This is a genomic window from Butyrivibrio sp. NATIVEDY162, assembly GCF_045999815.1.
Taxonomy (GTDB): Bacteria; Bacillota; Clostridia; order Lachnospirales; family Lachnospiraceae; genus Butyrivibrio.
Genome location: NZ_CP172573.1, coordinates 2473823 through 2490903 on the forward strand (window position 1 = coordinate 2473823; position 17081 = coordinate 2490903).

Annotated in this window: 15 protein-coding genes and 1 pseudogene; all 16 read left to right on the plus strand. The window is 41.1% G+C overall.

Annotation, left to right across the window (positions count from 1 at the left end):
- Nucleotides 1-17: 17 nt before the first annotated feature.
- The 16 genes and pseudogenes from ACHCNF_RS10735 (at nucleotide 18) to metG (ending at nucleotide 17033) form a co-directional block, all read left to right on the plus strand.
- On the plus strand, nucleotides 18-1049 hold the full coding sequence (locus ACHCNF_RS10735) for a DNA polymerase III subunit (RefSeq protein ID WP_408069787.1): 1032 nt from the start codon (nucleotides 18-20) through the stop codon (nucleotides 1047-1049).
- Nucleotides 1050-1052: 3 nt separating this feature from the next.
- Nucleotides 1053-1943 (plus strand): annotated as a pseudogene (locus ACHCNF_RS10740) (stage 0 sporulation family protein); the annotation flags it as partial.
- Nucleotides 1944-2511: 568 nt separating this feature from the next.
- The gene (locus tag ACHCNF_RS10745; protein ID WP_408072228.1) at nucleotides 2512-3249 is read left to right on the plus strand and encodes a tRNA1(Val) (adenine(37)-N6)-methyltransferase; all 738 of its coding nucleotides are present in this window, start codon (nucleotides 2512-2514) and stop codon (nucleotides 3247-3249) included.
- Nucleotide 3250: 1 nt separating this feature from the next.
- Nucleotides 3251-4111 carry a 16S rRNA (cytidine(1402)-2'-O)-methyltransferase gene (gene rsmI / locus ACHCNF_RS10750; protein ID WP_408072229.1) on the plus strand — a complete coding sequence of 287 codons (861 nt, stop codon included), beginning with the start codon at nucleotides 3251-3253 and terminating at the stop codon, nucleotides 4109-4111.
- Entirely contained in the window at nucleotides 4092-4559 is a 468-nt protein-coding gene (locus ACHCNF_RS10755; protein ID WP_408069788.1) for a restriction endonuclease, read from the plus strand. Before rsmI ends, ACHCNF_RS10755 begins: the two co-directional genes overlap by 20 nt.
- Before the next feature lie 20 nt (nucleotides 4560-4579).
- Entirely contained in the window at nucleotides 4580-5380 is an 801-nt protein-coding gene (locus tag ACHCNF_RS10760; RefSeq protein ID WP_408069789.1) for an FRG domain-containing protein, read from the plus strand.
- 192 nt (nucleotides 5381-5572) lie between these two features.
- Nucleotides 5573-6673: a GntR family transcriptional regulator gene (locus ACHCNF_RS10765; protein WP_408069790.1), complete on the plus strand. Its 1101-nt coding sequence runs from the start codon at nucleotides 5573-5575 to the stop codon at nucleotides 6671-6673.
- 44 nt (nucleotides 6674-6717) lie between these two features.
- Nucleotides 6718-8313: a xylulokinase gene (locus ACHCNF_RS10770; RefSeq protein ID WP_408069791.1), complete on the plus strand. Its 1596-nt coding sequence runs from the start codon at nucleotides 6718-6720 to the stop codon at nucleotides 8311-8313.
- A gap of 53 nt (nucleotides 8314-8366) precedes the next feature.
- Nucleotides 8367-9062 (plus strand): L-ribulose-5-phosphate 4-epimerase, encoded by a 696-nt coding sequence (locus ACHCNF_RS10775; RefSeq protein WP_408069792.1) that lies wholly within the window; start codon nucleotides 8367-8369, stop codon nucleotides 9060-9062.
- 154 nt (nucleotides 9063-9216) lie between these two features.
- Entirely contained in the window at nucleotides 9217-10050 is an 834-nt protein-coding gene (locus ACHCNF_RS10780) for a transketolase (RefSeq protein ID WP_408069793.1), read from the plus strand.
- Between the two features lie 10 nt (nucleotides 10051-10060).
- The gene (locus tag ACHCNF_RS10785; RefSeq protein WP_408069794.1) at nucleotides 10061-11002 is read left to right on the plus strand and encodes a transketolase family protein; all 942 of its coding nucleotides are present in this window, start codon (nucleotides 10061-10063) and stop codon (nucleotides 11000-11002) included.
- A gap of 152 nt (nucleotides 11003-11154) precedes the next feature.
- Nucleotides 11155-11805, plus strand: coding sequence for a ribulose-phosphate 3-epimerase (rpe, locus tag ACHCNF_RS10790; RefSeq protein WP_408069795.1), 651 nt, complete (start codon nucleotides 11155-11157; stop codon nucleotides 11803-11805).
- 140 nt (nucleotides 11806-11945) lie between these two features.
- Complete coding sequence (locus tag ACHCNF_RS10795; RefSeq protein ID WP_408069796.1) at nucleotides 11946-12158, plus strand: hypothetical protein; 213 nt, start codon at nucleotides 11946-11948, stop codon at nucleotides 12156-12158.
- A gap of 166 nt (nucleotides 12159-12324) precedes the next feature.
- Nucleotides 12325-13887, plus strand: a complete 1563-nt coding sequence (locus ACHCNF_RS10800) for an O-antigen ligase family protein (protein ID WP_408069797.1) — start codon at nucleotides 12325-12327, stop codon at nucleotides 13885-13887.
- A gap of 144 nt (nucleotides 13888-14031) precedes the next feature.
- The gene (locus tag ACHCNF_RS10805; protein WP_408069798.1) at nucleotides 14032-14907 is read left to right on the plus strand and encodes a methionyl aminopeptidase; all 876 of its coding nucleotides are present in this window, start codon (nucleotides 14032-14034) and stop codon (nucleotides 14905-14907) included.
- Between the two features lie 68 nt (nucleotides 14908-14975).
- Nucleotides 14976-17033 carry a methionine--tRNA ligase gene (metG, locus tag ACHCNF_RS10810; protein ID WP_408069799.1) on the plus strand — a complete coding sequence of 686 codons (2058 nt, stop codon included), beginning with the start codon at nucleotides 14976-14978 and terminating at the stop codon, nucleotides 17031-17033.
- Nucleotides 17034-17081: the final 48 nt, after the last annotated feature.

Here is a 17081-nt window from a genome sequence, read left to right on the forward strand (position 1 = left end):
GGGAGGAGCTGCCGTTTATGGCACGGTTTTCAGACATAATAGAGCAGGAGCAGATTAAGGATCACATGCAGAATGCTCTTAAAACGGGGAAAATATCACATGCGTATATCATATCGGGAGATACCGGTAGTGGAAAAAAGATGATCGCAAAGATCTTTGCGCAGGCGATTCTCTGTGAGGATAAAAAGGATATAGCAGGATATTTGGAACCCTGTGAGGAATGCCATTCCTGCAAACAGGCGCTATCAGGTTCTCATCCTGATATTCGGATCGTAATCCATGAAAAACCAACCTCTATAGGTGTAGATGAGATAAGAACGCAGGTATGTGACGACGTATACATAAAACCATATTCGGATCACAAGATTTACATAATTCCTGACGGTGAACTGATGACTCAGCAGGCGCAGAACGCTCTTTTAAAAACGCTTGAGGAGCCGCCTGCTTATACTACTATCATCATACTGACTTCAAATGTTGACGCATTTCTTCCGACTATACTCAGTAGATGTATAGTTTTTCCCATAAAACCGGTAAGGGATGATCTCATACAAAAATACCTTATGGAAAAAAGGAAAGTCGTTGATTACAAGGCGAGGCTTGCAGTTTCGTTTGCGCAGGGAAATGTGGGAAAGGCTATTCTTTTAACGGAAAATGAAAACTTTGAGAAATTGAAAAACGGAGCAATTGATCTGTTGGACAGACTTCCAAGGACACAGGCAGGGGATATCGCGGAAAGGCTTCTTGTACTTTTGACCCCGGAAGATTCTACAGATAAAAAGCCTGACGTAATAATGACAGGGGACTTTTTGGATGTCTTACTTTTTTATGTAAGGGACTTGCTTGTCTATAAGGCACAGGAGAGCGCGGATCACTTGATTTTCGCGGATAAACTGTCGTATATTAGTAGTGTTACGAAAAAATGTACGTATAAACAAATTGATAATATTTTAGAGGCAATTGAGAGAGCAAAAAACAGAATTCGTGCAAATGTTAACAGCATGATGACTCTCCAGATGCTGATGCTTGATATAAAGGAGAATTTATAATATATGACCAGAGTTATCGGCGTAAGATTCAGAACAGCCGGAAAGATCTATTATTTTGATCCGGGTAACTTTGATATAAAAAAGGGTGACCATGTAATAGTTGAAACAGCCAGAGGGGTGGAATATGGCACAGTACTGTCAGACCCTAGAGATATCGAAGACGAAGAGGTGACAAAGCCTCTTAAAGCTGTGCTTCGTATGGCTAATGATAAGGATAATGAGCAGGAAAAGAGCAATAGAGCAAAGGAAAAGGAAGCGTTCAGAATTTGTAAGGAAAAGATCATCAAGCACGGGCTTGAGATGAAACTTATAGATGCTGAGTACACTTTCGATAATAATAAGGTGCTTTTTTACTTCACTGCGGATGGAAGAATTGACTTCAGAGATCTTGTAAAAGACCTTGCTTCTGAGTTTAAGACAAGAATAGAACTCAGACAGATTGGTGTCAGAGATGAGACAAAAATAATAGGTGGCTACGGTATTTGCGGAAGACCGCTTTGCTGCCATTCGTATTTATCAGATTTTATTCCTGTGTCTATCAAGATGGCAAAGGAACAGAATCTGTCCCTTAATCCGACAAAGATTTCAGGTGTTTGCGGAAGACTTATGTGTTGCCTTAAAAACGAGGAGGATGTATACGAGGAACTTAACCGCAAGATGCCGGGAGTTGGTGACATTGTCAAAACAAATGATGACCTTGAAGGTGAGGTTGCAAGTGTAAACATCCTAAGGCAGACAGTTCGTATACTCGTTGATGTTGATGATGAGAAGGAAGTTCACGAAGTTAACGTGGATGATCTTACTCTTGTAAGAAAAAAGCAGAAGCATAAGCAGAATGGCCCTAAGGAAAAGGATGCTGATGAAGAGGCTGCAAAGGCTTTGGAACAGCAGGATAAGGATTTGAATGCTTCTTCGGAAAAACCTGCAAAAAACAGAAACCAGAATAATCAGAACAGAAATAATTCCGGCAAGGAATATCAGGCTAAGGATAAACAAAACAAATACAATCAGGGAAAAGACAACCAAAATAAAGATAATCCAAATAAGGACAATCAGAATAGTAAAGAAAATCAAAATACTGATAGTCTGAATAAAGATAATCAGGGAAAAGAGAGTCAGAGTAAGGATAATCCGGGCAGAGAGAGCCAGAGTAAGGATAATCAAGGCAGAGAGAGCCAGAATAAGGATAATCAGGGAAAAGACAGACAGAACTCAGAAAATCAAAATGTGCAGGCTCAGACTTCTTCTCAGGGAGATGACAGAAATTCGCAGCAGCAAAACAGGGAAGGCTCCGGTCAGGGAAAAGGGCAGAAAAACTTCGATAAGAAGAATAACAGACGAAGAAATTTTAACAAAAAGAACCATAATAACAGAGGTCAGAATTCCGGAAACCATGATAATAAAGGACAGGATAACAGAAACCGGAATCGTGGTGAGGAATCGGATGGAAAGAACTAAGGACATGGAATATATCCTTAAAGACGGTGAACGACTGGATGATCTTCAGAGAAACGGGCTGATGATTATCCAGGATCCGGACAGATTCTGTTTTGGAATGGATGCGGTATTACTATCGGGGTTTGCAACTGCGGCAGCAGGTAACAAGGTACTTGATCTTGGAACAGGAACCGGTATTATACCGCTTCTTATGTCTGCAAAGACTAAAGCAGAGCATTTAGTTGGACTTGAAATTCAAAAAGACAGTGCCGATATGGCCATGAGAAGTGTTATATATAACAATCTTACTGACCGTGTCAGCATAGTTAATGGCGATATAAAAGAGGCGGAGCGATTATTTGAACCTGCCTCTTTTGACGTTGTAACGACAAATCCGCCATACATGATAAAGGGACATGGACTGACAAACCCCGATAGCCCTAAAGCAATTGCCAGGCACGAAGTCCTATGCGATTTGAACGATGTGCTTAGGGCAGCGAAAATCATGCTACATCCGGGGGGCAAATTCTATATGGTTCACAGGCCTTTCAGGCTGGCAGAGATTTTTGAATGTATGCGGAAAAACAGATTGGAACCAAAGAGAATTAGAATGGTTCACCCTTATGTAGATAAAGAACCAAGCATGGTTCTGGTAGAGGGACTAAGGGACGGAAAGCCAAGGATAACTGTTGAACCGCCACTTATAATATACGATAAGCCCGGAGAGTACACCCGGGAAATAAAGGAGAATTATGGCTTCTGATATGCAGGGGATGTTATACCTTTGTGCAACACCTATAGGTAATCTGAATGATATAACAGCCAGAGTATTAGAGACTCTTGGAAATGTGGATATTATTGCAGCAGAGGATACCAGGAACAGTATAAAGCTTTTAAACCATTTTGATATACACACGGAGATGACAAGCTATCACGAATACAATAAGGTTGAAAAGGCAGAATACCTGATAAGGCTGATGCAGGAAGGCAAAAATATAGCACTTATTACTGATGCAGGAACGCCTGCTATCTCTGATCCGGGAGAGGTATTGGTGAGAATGTGCCATGAGGCAGGGATAACAGTTACTTCTCTTCCGGGACCTGCCGCATGTATTACTGCACTTACGCTATCAGGCTTAAATACCAGAAGATTCGTATTTGAAGGCTTTCTGCCGGGGCAGGATGACAAAAAGGAAAGAAGAAGAATTCTCGAGAGCCTTAAAGATGAGCACAGAACCATCATCATGTATGAAGCACCTCACCATTTGAGGGTTACATTAGCGGACTTGAGAGAGGCACTTGGCGAGCGCAAGATTACAATTTGCCGTGAGCTTACAAAGCGATTTGAAGAGGTTATGCCGACAACACTAGACGGTGCAGTCTCCTATTATGAGGAGAATGAACCAAGGGGCGAATATGTTCTGGTAATAGAGGGCGTAAGCCTTGATGAGCTGGATAAGCAAAAACAGCAGGAGTGGTCAAAGATGAGTCTTGAAGATCACATGGCCTACTATGAAAATAACGGAATGAGCCATAAAGATGCCATGAAACAGGTCGCCTCTGACAGAGGCGTCGGAAAACGTGAGATTTATCAGGCACTTCTAAATGGTTCTAAGAAGGGATAATGCGCTCATGCTTGATAAAAACATTATTGTAGTGACAGCAGTTGCAGGTATGATCCTGATACTGCTGCTGATTACTTTGATCATATTGCGGATTAGAAGAAACAGACCTTTACCGATGGATGAGCTTGAAGGTCATGACTTCGAGTATTATTGCGCTGACCTACTTAAAGAACACGGATTTTCAGAAGTAGAAGTAACGAGGGGCAGTGGAGACTTCGGAGCAGATATTCTTGCTGAAAAGGATGGCATTAGTTATGCGATTCAATGTAAATGCTACGATAAGCCTATAGGAGTAAAAGCGGTACAGGAAATTTATGCCGGTAAGGATTACTATGACTGTATGGTAGGAGCGGTTATGACAAATCAGTACTTTACGGCTCCTGCAGTTGAACTTGCAAAGAAATTAAAAATAATGCTTTGGGACAGGGGATATATCGACAACATGTAAGAAGGGGGGCGTGTTACAGCATGATAAAAACAGTCAGAATTCATGATATGGATACACTTTTCAAAATGATTTCCGAACAGGAGTACAGAGAGGATCTTGGAAGAAACAGAAACCTGTATGTTTACAGAGGCGTACCCAATGCTGAGTTTGCACTGACCACCAGTCTTATGCGTAATTGTAAGGAAAAGAGAAGGCAACTTGAACCCTGCATTCTAAGGAATTTTACAAAATATGCGGCTCTCGAGGAGCCTACGATAGAGAGATCTGTTTGGAGACAGATGATATTCGGGCAACACCATGGCCTTCCGACAAGGCTTTTGGACTGGTCTTTTTCACCTCTTATAGCACTTCATTTTTCAGTTACAGAAAATGACCTTGAAGAGATGTCGACACATGACAGTATTGTCTGGAGAATAGATATTCATGAACTTCATGATCTTTTGCCAGAGAAATATCAGAATGTTGCCAAAAGAGACAGTACAACAGTATTCTCTGTTGATATGCTTCAGGAGGTTTGCGACTCTCTTGAAGAGTATGATGAGGATATGCAGGATAAAGCCATGCTAATAATAGAACCTCCGTCCGTTGACCTCAGAATTGTTAACCAGTACTCGTTTTTCTCGGTAATACCGAGCCAGATGGAGGACATACAAGGATTTCTTAATAAGAATACAAGTCTTACAACTCAGTACATAATAGATAAAGAACTGAGATGGCAGATCAGAGACATGCTGGACCATCAAAATATCTCGGAAAGAATCGTTTATCCCGGACTGGATGGGCTTTCAAGGTGGCTTGGAAGACATTATTTTGTAAAATAGAAACGTCAACTTGTACATATACAACTTATAAAACTTGTATAAAATCACAAGACCAAAACTGTTGACCGATGTATACAACCTCGCTATGATTGTTATGTAAATTCATAGCGAGGTTTTTGTATGCTCAAAATGGCAATAGATCGGATACCTGCATAAATGCATATCGAAGACTGGTTTGACCGGAGGGGAAAAGTGCCAAAATATCAGGAGGTCATAGATTGGATTGGCAAGCAGGTTAGCAGCGGCAAGCTGGGACCCGGCGATAAGATTCCATCTGAAAATGACTTGTGTGTTCAATTTAATATAAGCAGGCAGACAGCCAGACATGCTATAGGAATACTTGTACAGGAGGGAATACTTACTGCTGAACGGGGAAGTGGGACCTATGTTACAGATGAGAGGGTTGGCAGCGGAGAGCGCAGCAGGATAGCTGTAATAACAACTTATGTTGACAGCTATATTTTTCCCAAGACTATTCAGGGCATTGAGAGCAAGTTAAGGGAGCTTGGATATTCAGTACAACTTTTCTTTACAAATAATTCGTCTGTCAGAGAGAGGGAAATACTCACTGAGATTATCAGCAGGGATGAGGTTGCAGGAATAATACTGGAGCCTACAAGGAGTGCTTTACCAAATCCCAATACGGATTTATTGGCCAGGATTTCTGCGATGAATATTCCAATACTTTTCATGAATAGTTACTATCCGGAAATGTCAGGGGGATGGAACCCTGAAGCAGGCAATATAAACGGCATACCGCACGTGTCCATGAATGATAAAAAGAGTGCGTACAAAGCTGTAAGAAGCCTTCTTGATAAAGGACACAGGAAAATAGGATGTGTACTTAAGATGGATGACAGGCAGGGGCTTGACCGCTACAGCGGATACCTCGAAGCAATCTCAGAAGAGAATCTTGCGCCTGATGATTCCAAAATAATATGGCTTGATACCGAGGATTTAAAAAAACAGGAGCATATTAGAGAAAAAATAAGAGACAGGTTGTCAGATTGTACAGCGGTCTTTTGTTATAACGATGAAGTTGCAGCTATTGTAATACAGATTCTGGATGAGGATAAAAGGAGCATTCCGGAGGATATATCTCTTGTGAGCATGGATGATTCTGATCTTGCAAAGCTTACAAGACCACCTATCGATTCCATTCCGCATCCCAAGGAAAAGCTTGGGGAAAGAGCTGCGGAGAATCTGGTGAGGCTGATTCATCATCCCGGATTTTTGGCCACATATGAGTTTGAAGAAGAGATAACTGTAAGGGGTTCTGTCAGAGAAATATAGGATCTCTGCGAAATAATATTTTACAAATTTGGAGGAGAAAAATAATGGGTAATGCAAAACAGGCAATAGCAGATGGAAAGACACTGCTCGGAATTGAGTTTGGTTCTACAAGAATAAAGGCTGTACTTACTGATATGGATAACAATCCTATTGCTCAGGGGTCTCACAGCTGGGAAAACAGACTTGAGGATGGTATATGGACCTATACACTTGATGATATCTGGGGTGGACTTAAGGATTGCTATAAAAATCTTATGGAGGATGTTGAAAGGCAGTACGGAGAAAAGCTCACGAAGGTTGGCGCCATGGGATTTTCAGCAATGATGCATGGTTACATGGCTTTTGATAAGGATGATAATCTTCTTGTGCCTTTCCGCACATGGAGAAATACAATAACTGAAAAAGCATCAGATGAGCTTACTGAGATTTTCGGATACCATATTCCGCAGAGATGGAGCATAGCACATCTTTATCAGGCTATGTTAAACGGTGAAGAGCATGTGAAAAATGTTGCATTTTTCACAACTCTTGCAGGCTATATTCACTGGCAGCTTACCGGAGAGAAGGTTCTTGGCGTTGGTGATGCTTCAGGAATGTTCCCTATAGATTCAGCAACCTGTGACTACAATGAGAAGATGGTGGGTCAGTTTGATAAGCTTGCTGCAGAAAAAGGCTATAGTTTTAAGCTTCGCGATATAATCCCGAAGTCACTTCCTGCAGGAGCTGATGGTGGCAAACTGACTGCAGAAGGTGCGAAAAAGCTTGATCCTACAGGAACACTTGAAGCAGGAATCCCTGTATGTCCTCCTGAGGGAGATGCCGGAACCGGTATGGTTGCAACAAATTCTGTTGGCGTGAGAACAGGAAATATCTCGGCAGGTACTTCAGTATTTTCAATGGTTGTTCTTGAGCATGACCTTTCAAAGGCATATCCGGAACTTGACCTTGTTACAACACCTTCAGGTGAGCAGGTTGCAATGGTACACTGCAATAACTGCACATCAGATCTTAACGCATATGTTGGGCTTTTCAGAGAGTTTGCTAAAGCAACAGGCAATGATATAGATGATGATACTCTTTATGGAACACTTTATAAAAAGGCTATGGAAGGTGATGCAGACTGTGGCGGACTTCTTGCATACAACTATTTTTCAGGTGAGAGTATTACAGGATTTAATGAGGGAAGGCCGCTGTTTGTAAGAAGACCTGATGCCAAGATGAACCTTGCAAACTTCATGAGAACACATTTGTATACAGCACTTGGTGCTCTTAAGGTTGGTAACGATATCCTTATGAAGGAAGAGAATGTTAAGGCAGATTTCTTCTTTGGCCAGGGCGGATTCTTTAAAATCAGAGGAGTTGGTGACAGAGTGATGGCAGCAGCCCTTGATACACCGATAAAGCTCATGGAGACAGCAGGTGAAGGCGGCCCATGGGGACAGGCAATACTTGCAGGATTCATGCTTAATAAGGAGAATGGTGAGACTCTTGAGCAATATCTTAACAATAAGGTATTCAAGGGTGGAAAGGTTGAGACATTCGAACCTGTAGCAGAAGATGTTAAGGGCTTTGATGAATTCATGAAGGATTATAAAGCAGGACTTGAAATCGAAAGAGCTGCTGTTAATTCACTTAATTGATAAAAAGCTTTATCTGTTTTATAGAAAGCGAGCGGAAAGGTAGGAGATATCAGATGTTAGAAGAACTAAAAAAGAAGGTCTATGAAGCAAATATTCTGCTTCCCAAATATGGCCTTGTCACTTTTACATGGGGAAATGTCAGTGAAATAGACAGAGAGTCAGGATTGTTTGTAATAAAGCCAAGCGGCGTAGATTATGAGACTATGACCCCTGATGATATGGTTGTTATGGACCTTGAGGGTAATAAGGTTGAAGGTAAACTTAATCCTTCGTCGGACACACCAACTCATGTTGAAATCTACAAGGCATTTAAGGAGGTTGGCGGTGTAGTTCATACACACTCATCTTATGCTACAAGCTGGGCTCAGGCGGGAAGATCAATTCCTTGCTATGGTACAACACACGCTGACTATTTCTATGGTGAGATTCCTTGTGTAAGATGTCTTACAAAAGATGAAATAGAAGATGCATATGAAGAGAATACAGGACATTTGATAGTAAATGAGTTTAATGCTATGGATAAGGATCCTGTTGCAGTACCTGCTGTACTCTGTAAGAATCATGGGGTATTTTCATGGGGCAAGGATGCGCACGAAGCAGTTCATAACGCGGTAGTAACCGAGGAAGTGGCAAAGATGGCTTACAGATGCGAGGTTATAAACCCCAGAGTTATGCCTGCACCACAGGAACTTCAGGACAAGCACTACTACAGAAAACATGGTGCCAATGCTTATTACGGTCAAAAGTGAGCAAAAATATCTTGTGAAATATATTTTTTATTAACAATTTTTAGTAATAAAACAGCAAAAATCTAATAGTCACATATTGCTATTTGTGTTATTGTTGTTTTGCGTGGGCATAGGCCCCGTCGCATAAAGAGATAGCAAAGGAAGTGGAGGAATTATGACGAACAAAGAATTGCAGAAAATTGCAAATGAAGTCCGCAAGGGCATAGTCACAGCGGTTCACGCAGCAGGTGCAGGTCATCCGGGCGGATCACTGTCAGCAGCAGATATTTACACATATCTGTATTTTGAGGAGATGAATATTGATCCTAAGGATCCGGTTAAGGCAGATCGTGATCGCTTTGTACTTTCCAAGGGACATACAGCACCCGGTCTTTATTCTGTAATGGCACAGCGTGGATACTTCCCTGTAGAGGAGCTTAAGACTCTTCGTAAGCTTGGATCAAGACTTCAGGGACATCCCAGTATGCAGTATCTTCCGGGACTTGATATGTCTTCAGGATCACTCGGACAGGGTATCTCTGTAGCATGCGGTATGGCACTTTCTGCAAAACTTGATAATAAAGACTTCAGAACATATACTCTTCTTGGAGATGGTGAGATTGAAGAAGGACAGGTTTGGGAAGCAGCAATGTTTGCCGGCTTCAGAAAGCTTGACAACCTTGTAGTTATCGTTGATAATAACGGCCTTCAGATTGACGGACCTGTTGATCAGGTATGCTCACCTTATCCTATCGATAAGAAGTTTGAGGCATTTAACTTCCATGTAATCAATATAGATGCACATGACTTTGATGCTATTAGAGCAGCATTCAAGGAAGCTAGAGAAACAAAGGGACAGCCTACAGCTATCATCGCACACTCAACAAAGGGTAAGGGCGTTTCTTTCATGGAGAATCAGGTTTCCTGGCACGGCGTAGCACCTAATGATGAAGAGTATGCTAAGGCTATGGACGATCTCAACAAGATTGGCGAAGCATTAGAGGCATAAGGAGGTTAAAATGAGCGAAGTTAAGAAGATAGCTACAAGAGACAGCTATGGTAAAGAACTTATAGAGCTTGCTAAGGAAAACGACAAGATTGTTGTTCTTGACGCAGACCTTGCAGCAGCAACAAGAACAGGTTGGTTTAAAAAAGAGTTTCCTGATCGCCACATAGATTGTGGTATCGCTGAATGTAACATGATGGGCATTGCAGCAGGACTTGCAACAACAGGTAAGATTCCTTTTGTAAGCACATTTGCTATGTTTGCTACAGGACGTGCTTTTGAGCAGGTTCGTAATTCAGTAGGATATCCGCACCTCAATGTTAAAATTGGTGGAACACATGCGGGTATTACTGTAGGTGAAGATGGTGCCAGCCATCAGTGCAACGAGGATCTTGCGCTTATGCGTACCATTCCCGGAATGGTAGTTATGTGTCCTGCAGATGATATCGAGGCAAGAGCTTGCGTACGCGCAGCAGCTGAGCACGAAGGTCCTGTATACATCCGTTTTGGACGTGCAGCTTGCCCTATTGTTAATGACAGACCTGATTATAAGTTTGAGCTTGGCAAAGGAACTGTTCTTCGCGAGGGTACTGATGTCAGCATCATTGCAACAGGTATTGGTGTAGGTTCAGCACTTGAAGCCGCTGAGAAGCTCGCAGCTGATGGAATAAGCGCAGAGGTTATTAACATCTGCACAATCAAGCCTATAGACAGAGAGCTTGTTGTAGCTACAGCTAAGAAGACCGGTAAGGTTGTAACAGTTGAGGAGCATTCTGTTATCGGCGGACTTGGTTCTGCTGTTTGTGATGTTCTTGCTGAGGAGCACCCTACTGTTGTTAAGAAGATCGGTATGCAGGATCGTTATGGTGAATCCGGACCTGCCGGAGAATTGGTTAAGAAGTATGGACTTGATGGTGAAGGCGTATATAACACAGTCAAAGAGTTTCTGAAATAAAAAGCAGAAAATAATAAGTGTATTAAAAAGGTTTGGTACCTGTTTTTCGTGTAAAAACGGGTACCAAATTATTTTTTGATTTTTTCTTCAAAATAATGTAAAAAAGTAATGTATCAATTATTGTCAATAAATATTTTAAGGATTGTAGAACTATGAATATTCTTTCACCATCGATACTGTCAGCAGATTTTACTATTCTGGGCAGGCAGATAAAGGAAACAGAGGAGGCAGGTGCTCAGTATTTGCACTTTGATGTAATGGATGGCATTTTTGTACCTTCCATATCCTTTGGACTTCCTGTTCTTAAATCAATAAGAAAGGCTTCAAATCAGGTATATGATGTGCACCTTATGATAGAGGAACCCATCAGATATGTGGAGCAGTTTGCAGAGAGCGGAGCAGATATAATAACCTTCCATGTAGAAGCTGCTTCTGATCCGAGAGAGGTGATAGATAAGATACACAGTCTTGGCAAAAAGGTTGGACTGGCAATTAAACCAAAGACGCCTGTAGAGGCAGTGAAACCCTATATCAATCATATCGATATGCTGCTTGTTATGACTGTTGAGCCGGGCTTTGGCGGACAGAAGTATATAAATGAATGCACAGAGAAAATAAGAGAAGCCAGAAAAATGATAAATGACATGGGGCTTACAACTGATATTGAGATTGACGGAGGAGTTACCTCAGACAATATCGGAACACCTCTTGAAGCAGGTGCTAACGTAATTGTTGCCGGATCTGCAGTGTTTGGTGGGGACATTACAGATAATGTAAAGAATCTTCTTGCAAAAATGAAGTAATATCGCTCCTTAATTTTTTCTAAAATTTCTCTAAATATCGAGAATTACTGCGCTACACATCATATAATTAATGTGAGGGTATGCCCTGCAGTGGTGAAAGGCGTGGTGATATTATGGCGCATAATGTAAGGAACATTTGCATGAATTGTGGAAGGATGTTTACAGCTAGAGAAAGTAATCATGCTTTCTGCTCATTGGAGTGCAAGAAAATGTATTCAAATCATTCAGGTTATAGATGCAGAGACTGCAGAAATGCTTCCTGCAAGGTTAGAAATGATTCGCTTGTTAATTCACCACCTGATTGTGAAAATCTTCAGCTGCATAAATCCTACAAGGCAGCAGGATCAAAATGATGATCATATATTTTTGAGAGAAAAATCAGATGATATATAGGAGCACAGGTAGGGAGAAATCCTTGCCTGTGCTTTTTTTGATAAGTATAATTGTCATTGTATGCGGGGGAATTCAGATTTAATGTGAATTGGTGCATTTTTGGCTGGTTGGAGGAGTAACTTATCATTGAAAAAAGAAAAGAAATCTACGGGACAGGTTATACATGAATACGGAGAATCGCTGACAAGATGCTATCTGGTTATTTTAATGGCGCTGCTACCGCTCTACTATCAGGACGGATATGCTAATATCGCAAATGCCAAATACGTTTTTTACAGAGCGGTCACAATAGGATTTATTGTGTTGGCAGGCGGGATTTGCTTTGCTGCGGAAATGGTCTGCAATAAATGGAAATTTTCCAAAGAAAAGCTCCCGCTTCCAATTACTTTTTTGATTATTTTCCTTGCTCTTAATTTATTATCGTATATTTTTTCAACTGATATGGCAGTGTCATGGCTTGGAAAAGGAAGCTGGCATATGGGGCTGCTTACCCAGATAATGTTTATTGTATCGATGCTCCTTATCTGCTTTTACTACAAAGAAAGCCACATTATATGGATAGCTGCAGGTGTGGGAGCAGGAATTACCGGTATACTTACAGTTTTAAACAGGTTTGATATCTATCCGCTTGATATGGGAAACAAATATCCAGGTTTTATTTCCACGCTTGGACAGACAAATTGGGCAACAATGTATATGTCATGTCTTATGGGTGCAGGGATAGGACTTTATATATTTGAGCAGAACTTTCATACCGGGATAATTATTCTGATAGTGGATATATGCATATTTATGGGAGCCTGGGTGGTAGGAAGTGATACGATTCTTCCTGTAATTATGGTTGAGCTGTTTGTTCTGTTTGGAGTATGTGTGAAAGAGCGACGGCTATTGGAAAGATTTGTGATTATTCTTGCGACGATAGGCGTTGTGTCAGAAATAGTATATGTACTTGTATTCAGACTGTTTCATGAAAAGTTTGTATTTGTGGATGAGAACGATGCTGTAAATACCCTCCTTAAAAAACATATCGGGATTATGTTGATGATTGTTTCGGCACTGATATTTGCGGGAATTATATGCACAGGACAAAAGGAGTGGAACAGAAATAAACTTATCATATTGTATCGCGTTCTGGTGACTATCCTGTTGTTTGCTATCTTAATTACAATTACAGCAATGGTGGTGGTGACTAATTACCCGGAAAAAGCAGGGAGTCTTGCAAATATCAGATTTCTTAACTTTGATTACGATTGGGGAACTCACAGAGGACTCAACTGGAGATGTGCTGTGGGAGGTTTCTTAAGAATGTCGCCATTTAGAATGCTTGTAGGAGTAGGACAGGGCGGATTTGCAGGTTATATATATTCATTTGATGACTATGCTGTAGCTCTTGGGGAAATGTATGGAAAGTACAAGCTTATGGTGGCACATAATGAATACCTGAATTTTATTATTGAAAATGGAATACCGGGATTTGTTTCATATGCAGGATTTATTGTTTCTTCATTTGCATTTTTGTGGAAAAGAGCGGACAAGCATAGAATGTCATTAGTTGCGCTTTTGTCATTATCCGGATACTTTGCCTGCAGCCTATTCTTTTTTCAGCATGTATATGCGACATCCTTTATGTATGTATTTGTGGCCATGGCACTTTCGGAGAGTAGAATAGGGGAAGTTAGTAATAGCTAATAGATATTTTAGCTTGATAAGTGCAACTATATGCAATGATAATAGAGAAAATCGAGTAAGGCGCGTTGACAATAGAAGATAGTAAAGGCATACTAGATAATAGACTTTAAATGCGGTTTTAAAGAAAGGTCGATAGTTAGAACGATGTATAAGAAAATGGATAGAAATGCACCATGTTGGTGCGGAAGTGGTAAGAAGTATAAGGCTTGCCATGAAGCTTTTGATGAAAAGATTATTAATCTTCAAAGAGAAGGAAAGATAGTTCCTCATAGATCACTCCTTAAGACAAAGGAGGATATAGAGGGTATTAAGGCAAGCGCAAAAATAAACATGGCTTGTCTTGATGAGGTTGGAGACAAGATTAAGGCAGGCATGTCGACTCAGGACATTGATGATATTGTTGCTGATGTGACCAGAAAAATGGGTGGAATTCCTGCACCTCTTAACTATGAAGGATTTCCCAAAAGTGTTTGCACATCTATTAATGATATGGTTTGCCACGGAATACCTTCTACAGAAGATATTTTGCAGGACGGCGATATCATAAACGTTGACTGCTCTACTATATTAAATGGATATTTTTCAGATTCCTCCCGAATGTTTTGCATAGGTGATGTTGATCCTGCCTGGAAGAAGCTGGTTGATGTTACTAAGGAAGCGGTTGATATTGGTGTGAAAAATGTAATACCCTGGACACCGCTTGGAAACATGGGTGATGCGGTTCATCAGCATGCTCTTAAGAATGGATATACAGTAGTTCGCGAGATTGGCGGACATGGTTGCGGTAATGAGTTTCATGAAGAGCCATGGGTAAGCTTTGTAAGTAAGCCAGGCACAGAGATGATCATGGTGCCCGGAATGGTATTTACAATCGAGCCTATGATAAACATGGGCGGTGATAAGATTTTTGTTGATGCAGACAATGACTGGACAGTATACACAGAGGACGGTTCACCGTCAGCACAGTGGGAAGTTGAGGTCTTGGTTACTGAAACGGGATGCGACATACTCTGCTGGTAAAGTGAATTTTGGGCTATTCTATAAGCCGGGTCAAGATTATTATTTGTTTTAGAGGAGATTTCAAAATAATGCAGAATAAAGGGAAATATTATATTACAACAGCGATAGCTTATACATCCGGTAAGCCACATATAGGTAACAGCTATGAGATAGTGCTCGCCGATGCTATAGCAAGATATAAAAGAAAAGATGGCTACGATGTTCATTTTCAGACAGGCTCAGATGAGCACGGACAGAAGATAGAGACAAGAGCCATCGAGGCAGGCTGCAACAGCCCCAAGGAGTTTGTAGATGGCGTTGCAAGTACTATTAAGAGCCTCTGGGATATGATGGATACTTCTTATGACAGATTTATCCGCACCACAGATGAGGATCATGTTCAGCAGGTTCAGAAGATTTTCAAGAAGTTTTACGATCAGGGAGATATTTACAAGGGCTCCTATAAGGGAATGTATTGTACAGAATGTGAGGCTTTTTATACAGAGTCTCAGCTGGTGGATGGTAAATGTCCCGAATGTGGATCTGATGTACATCCCGCTGAGGAGGAGGCATATTTCTTTAAGATGAGTAAGTATGCTCCTCAGCTTATTGAGCATATCAATACCCATCCTGAATTTATTCAGCCTGTTTCCCGTAAAAACGAGATGATGAACAATTTCCTTCTTCCGGGACTTCAGGATCTGTGTGTTTCAAGAACATCCTTCAAATGGGGAATTCCTGTAACCTTTGATGAGAAGCACGTTGTATATGTATGGCTTGATGCTCTTACAAACTACATTACAGGAATTGGATATGATGTGGATAATAGCAGCGAAGACTATAAAAAATGGTGGCCTGCAGATCTTCACCTTATAGGTAAGGATATTATCAGATTCCATACAATATATTGGCCTATTTTCCTTCTGGCACTTGGCGAGCCTCTTCCCAAGCAGGTGTTTGGACACCCCTGGCTCCTTCAGGGCGGTGAAAAGATGAGTAAGAGTAAGGGAAATGTTATTTATGCCGATGATCTTGTAAGTCTTTTCGGTGTAGATCCTGTTAAGTATTTTGTACTTCACGAGATGCCCTATGACAACGATGGTGTTATCACATGGGAACTTATGGTTGAGAGATACAATTCAGATCTGGCAAATACACTTGGAAACCTTGTAAACCGCACAATCGCAATGTCAAATAAGTATTTTGACGGCGTGGTTGCTGATAAGGGTGTAGAAGGCGGTGTGGATGCTGATCTCAAGTCTGTATGCACAAGCGCTTATGAAAAGGTTGAAAAGAAGATGGATGATCTCAGAGTTGCTGATGCTCTTACAGAGATATTCACAGTATTTAAGCGCTGCAATAAATATATTGATGAAACAGAGCCGTGGAACCTTGCAAAAGACGAAGCTCAGAAGGACAGACTGTCAACAGTTCTTTATAATCTTGTAGAGGGTATTACCATTGGAACAAGTCTTCTTGAGCCCTTTATGCCAAGAACAGCTGAGAAGATTTTTGCAATGCTTAATACTGAGAGCCGTGATTTTGATACTCTTGATACATTTGGTATGTTTAAGAGCGGAACAAAGATTACGGATGCTCCGGAACAGTGCTTTGCAAGAAAGGATCTGAACGAAGTTCTTGCAGAAGCTGCCAAGATCACTGAAAAGCAGAAGGCAGATTTTATTGAGTCTCAGAAAAAGGCAAAGGAAAACCTTACTAAAGCCGGAATGATAAAGGAAGCCAATGCCATTGTAATTGGAGGCGTCGAGGATAATGCAGAAGATGGAGACGACGGAGAAGGAATCGATATTCCTGCTAAGGATGAGATAACCTTTGATGACTTCATGAAGATGCAGTTCCAGGTAGGTGAGATAATCGCTTGTGAAGCTGTACCGAAGTCCAAGAAGCTTTTGTGCTCACAGGTTAGAATAGGAAGCCAGACAAAGCAGATAGTATCCGGAATCCGTAAATATTATTCACCTGAAGAGATGGTTGGTAAGAAGGTAATGGTACTTGTTAACTTAAAGCCTGCAATGCTTGCCGGGGTTAAATCAGAGGGTATGCTTCTTTGTGCAGAGGACGCTGAAGGTAATCTGGCTCTTATGACACCTGAAAAGGCTATGCCCTCAGGTGCTGAAATATGCTAAATAGAGATTAAATAATACTGACTAATTCCGATAACTTATAAAAAAGTT

Bases quoted from the DNA above. Each gene is read 5' to 3' on its own strand.
- ACHCNF_RS10735 (WP_408069787.1), top strand. From the start codon at position 18: ATGGCACGGTTTTCAGACATAATAGAGCAGGAGCAGATTAAGGATCAC.
- ACHCNF_RS10745 (WP_408072228.1), top strand. From the start codon at position 2,512: ATGGAATATATCCTTAAAGACGGTGAACGACTGGATGATCTTCAGAGA.
- rsmI (WP_408072229.1), top strand. From the start codon at position 3,251: ATGCAGGGGATGTTATACCTTTGTGCAACACCTATAGGTAATCTGAAT.
- ACHCNF_RS10755 (WP_408069788.1), top strand. From the start codon at position 4,092: ATGGTTCTAAGAAGGGATAATGCGCTCATGCTTGATAAAAACATTATT.
- ACHCNF_RS10760 (WP_408069789.1), top strand. From the start codon at position 4,580: ATGATAAAAACAGTCAGAATTCATGATATGGATACACTTTTCAAAATG.
- ACHCNF_RS10770 (WP_408069791.1), top strand. From the start codon at position 6,718: ATGGGTAATGCAAAACAGGCAATAGCAGATGGAAAGACACTGCTCGGA.
- ACHCNF_RS10775 (WP_408069792.1), top strand. From the start codon at position 8,367: ATGTTAGAAGAACTAAAAAAGAAGGTCTATGAAGCAAATATTCTGCTT.
- ACHCNF_RS10780 (WP_408069793.1), top strand. From the start codon at position 9,217: ATGACGAACAAAGAATTGCAGAAAATTGCAAATGAAGTCCGCAAGGGC.
- ACHCNF_RS10785 (WP_408069794.1), top strand. From the start codon at position 10,061: ATGAGCGAAGTTAAGAAGATAGCTACAAGAGACAGCTATGGTAAAGAA.
- rpe (WP_408069795.1), top strand. From the start codon at position 11,155: ATGAATATTCTTTCACCATCGATACTGTCAGCAGATTTTACTATTCTG.
- ACHCNF_RS10795 (WP_408069796.1), top strand. From the start codon at position 11,946: ATGAATTGTGGAAGGATGTTTACAGCTAGAGAAAGTAATCATGCTTTC.
- ACHCNF_RS10805 (WP_408069798.1), top strand. From the start codon at position 14,032: ATGTATAAGAAAATGGATAGAAATGCACCATGTTGGTGCGGAAGTGGT.
- metG (WP_408069799.1), top strand. From the start codon at position 14,976: ATGCAGAATAAAGGGAAATATTATATTACAACAGCGATAGCTTATACA.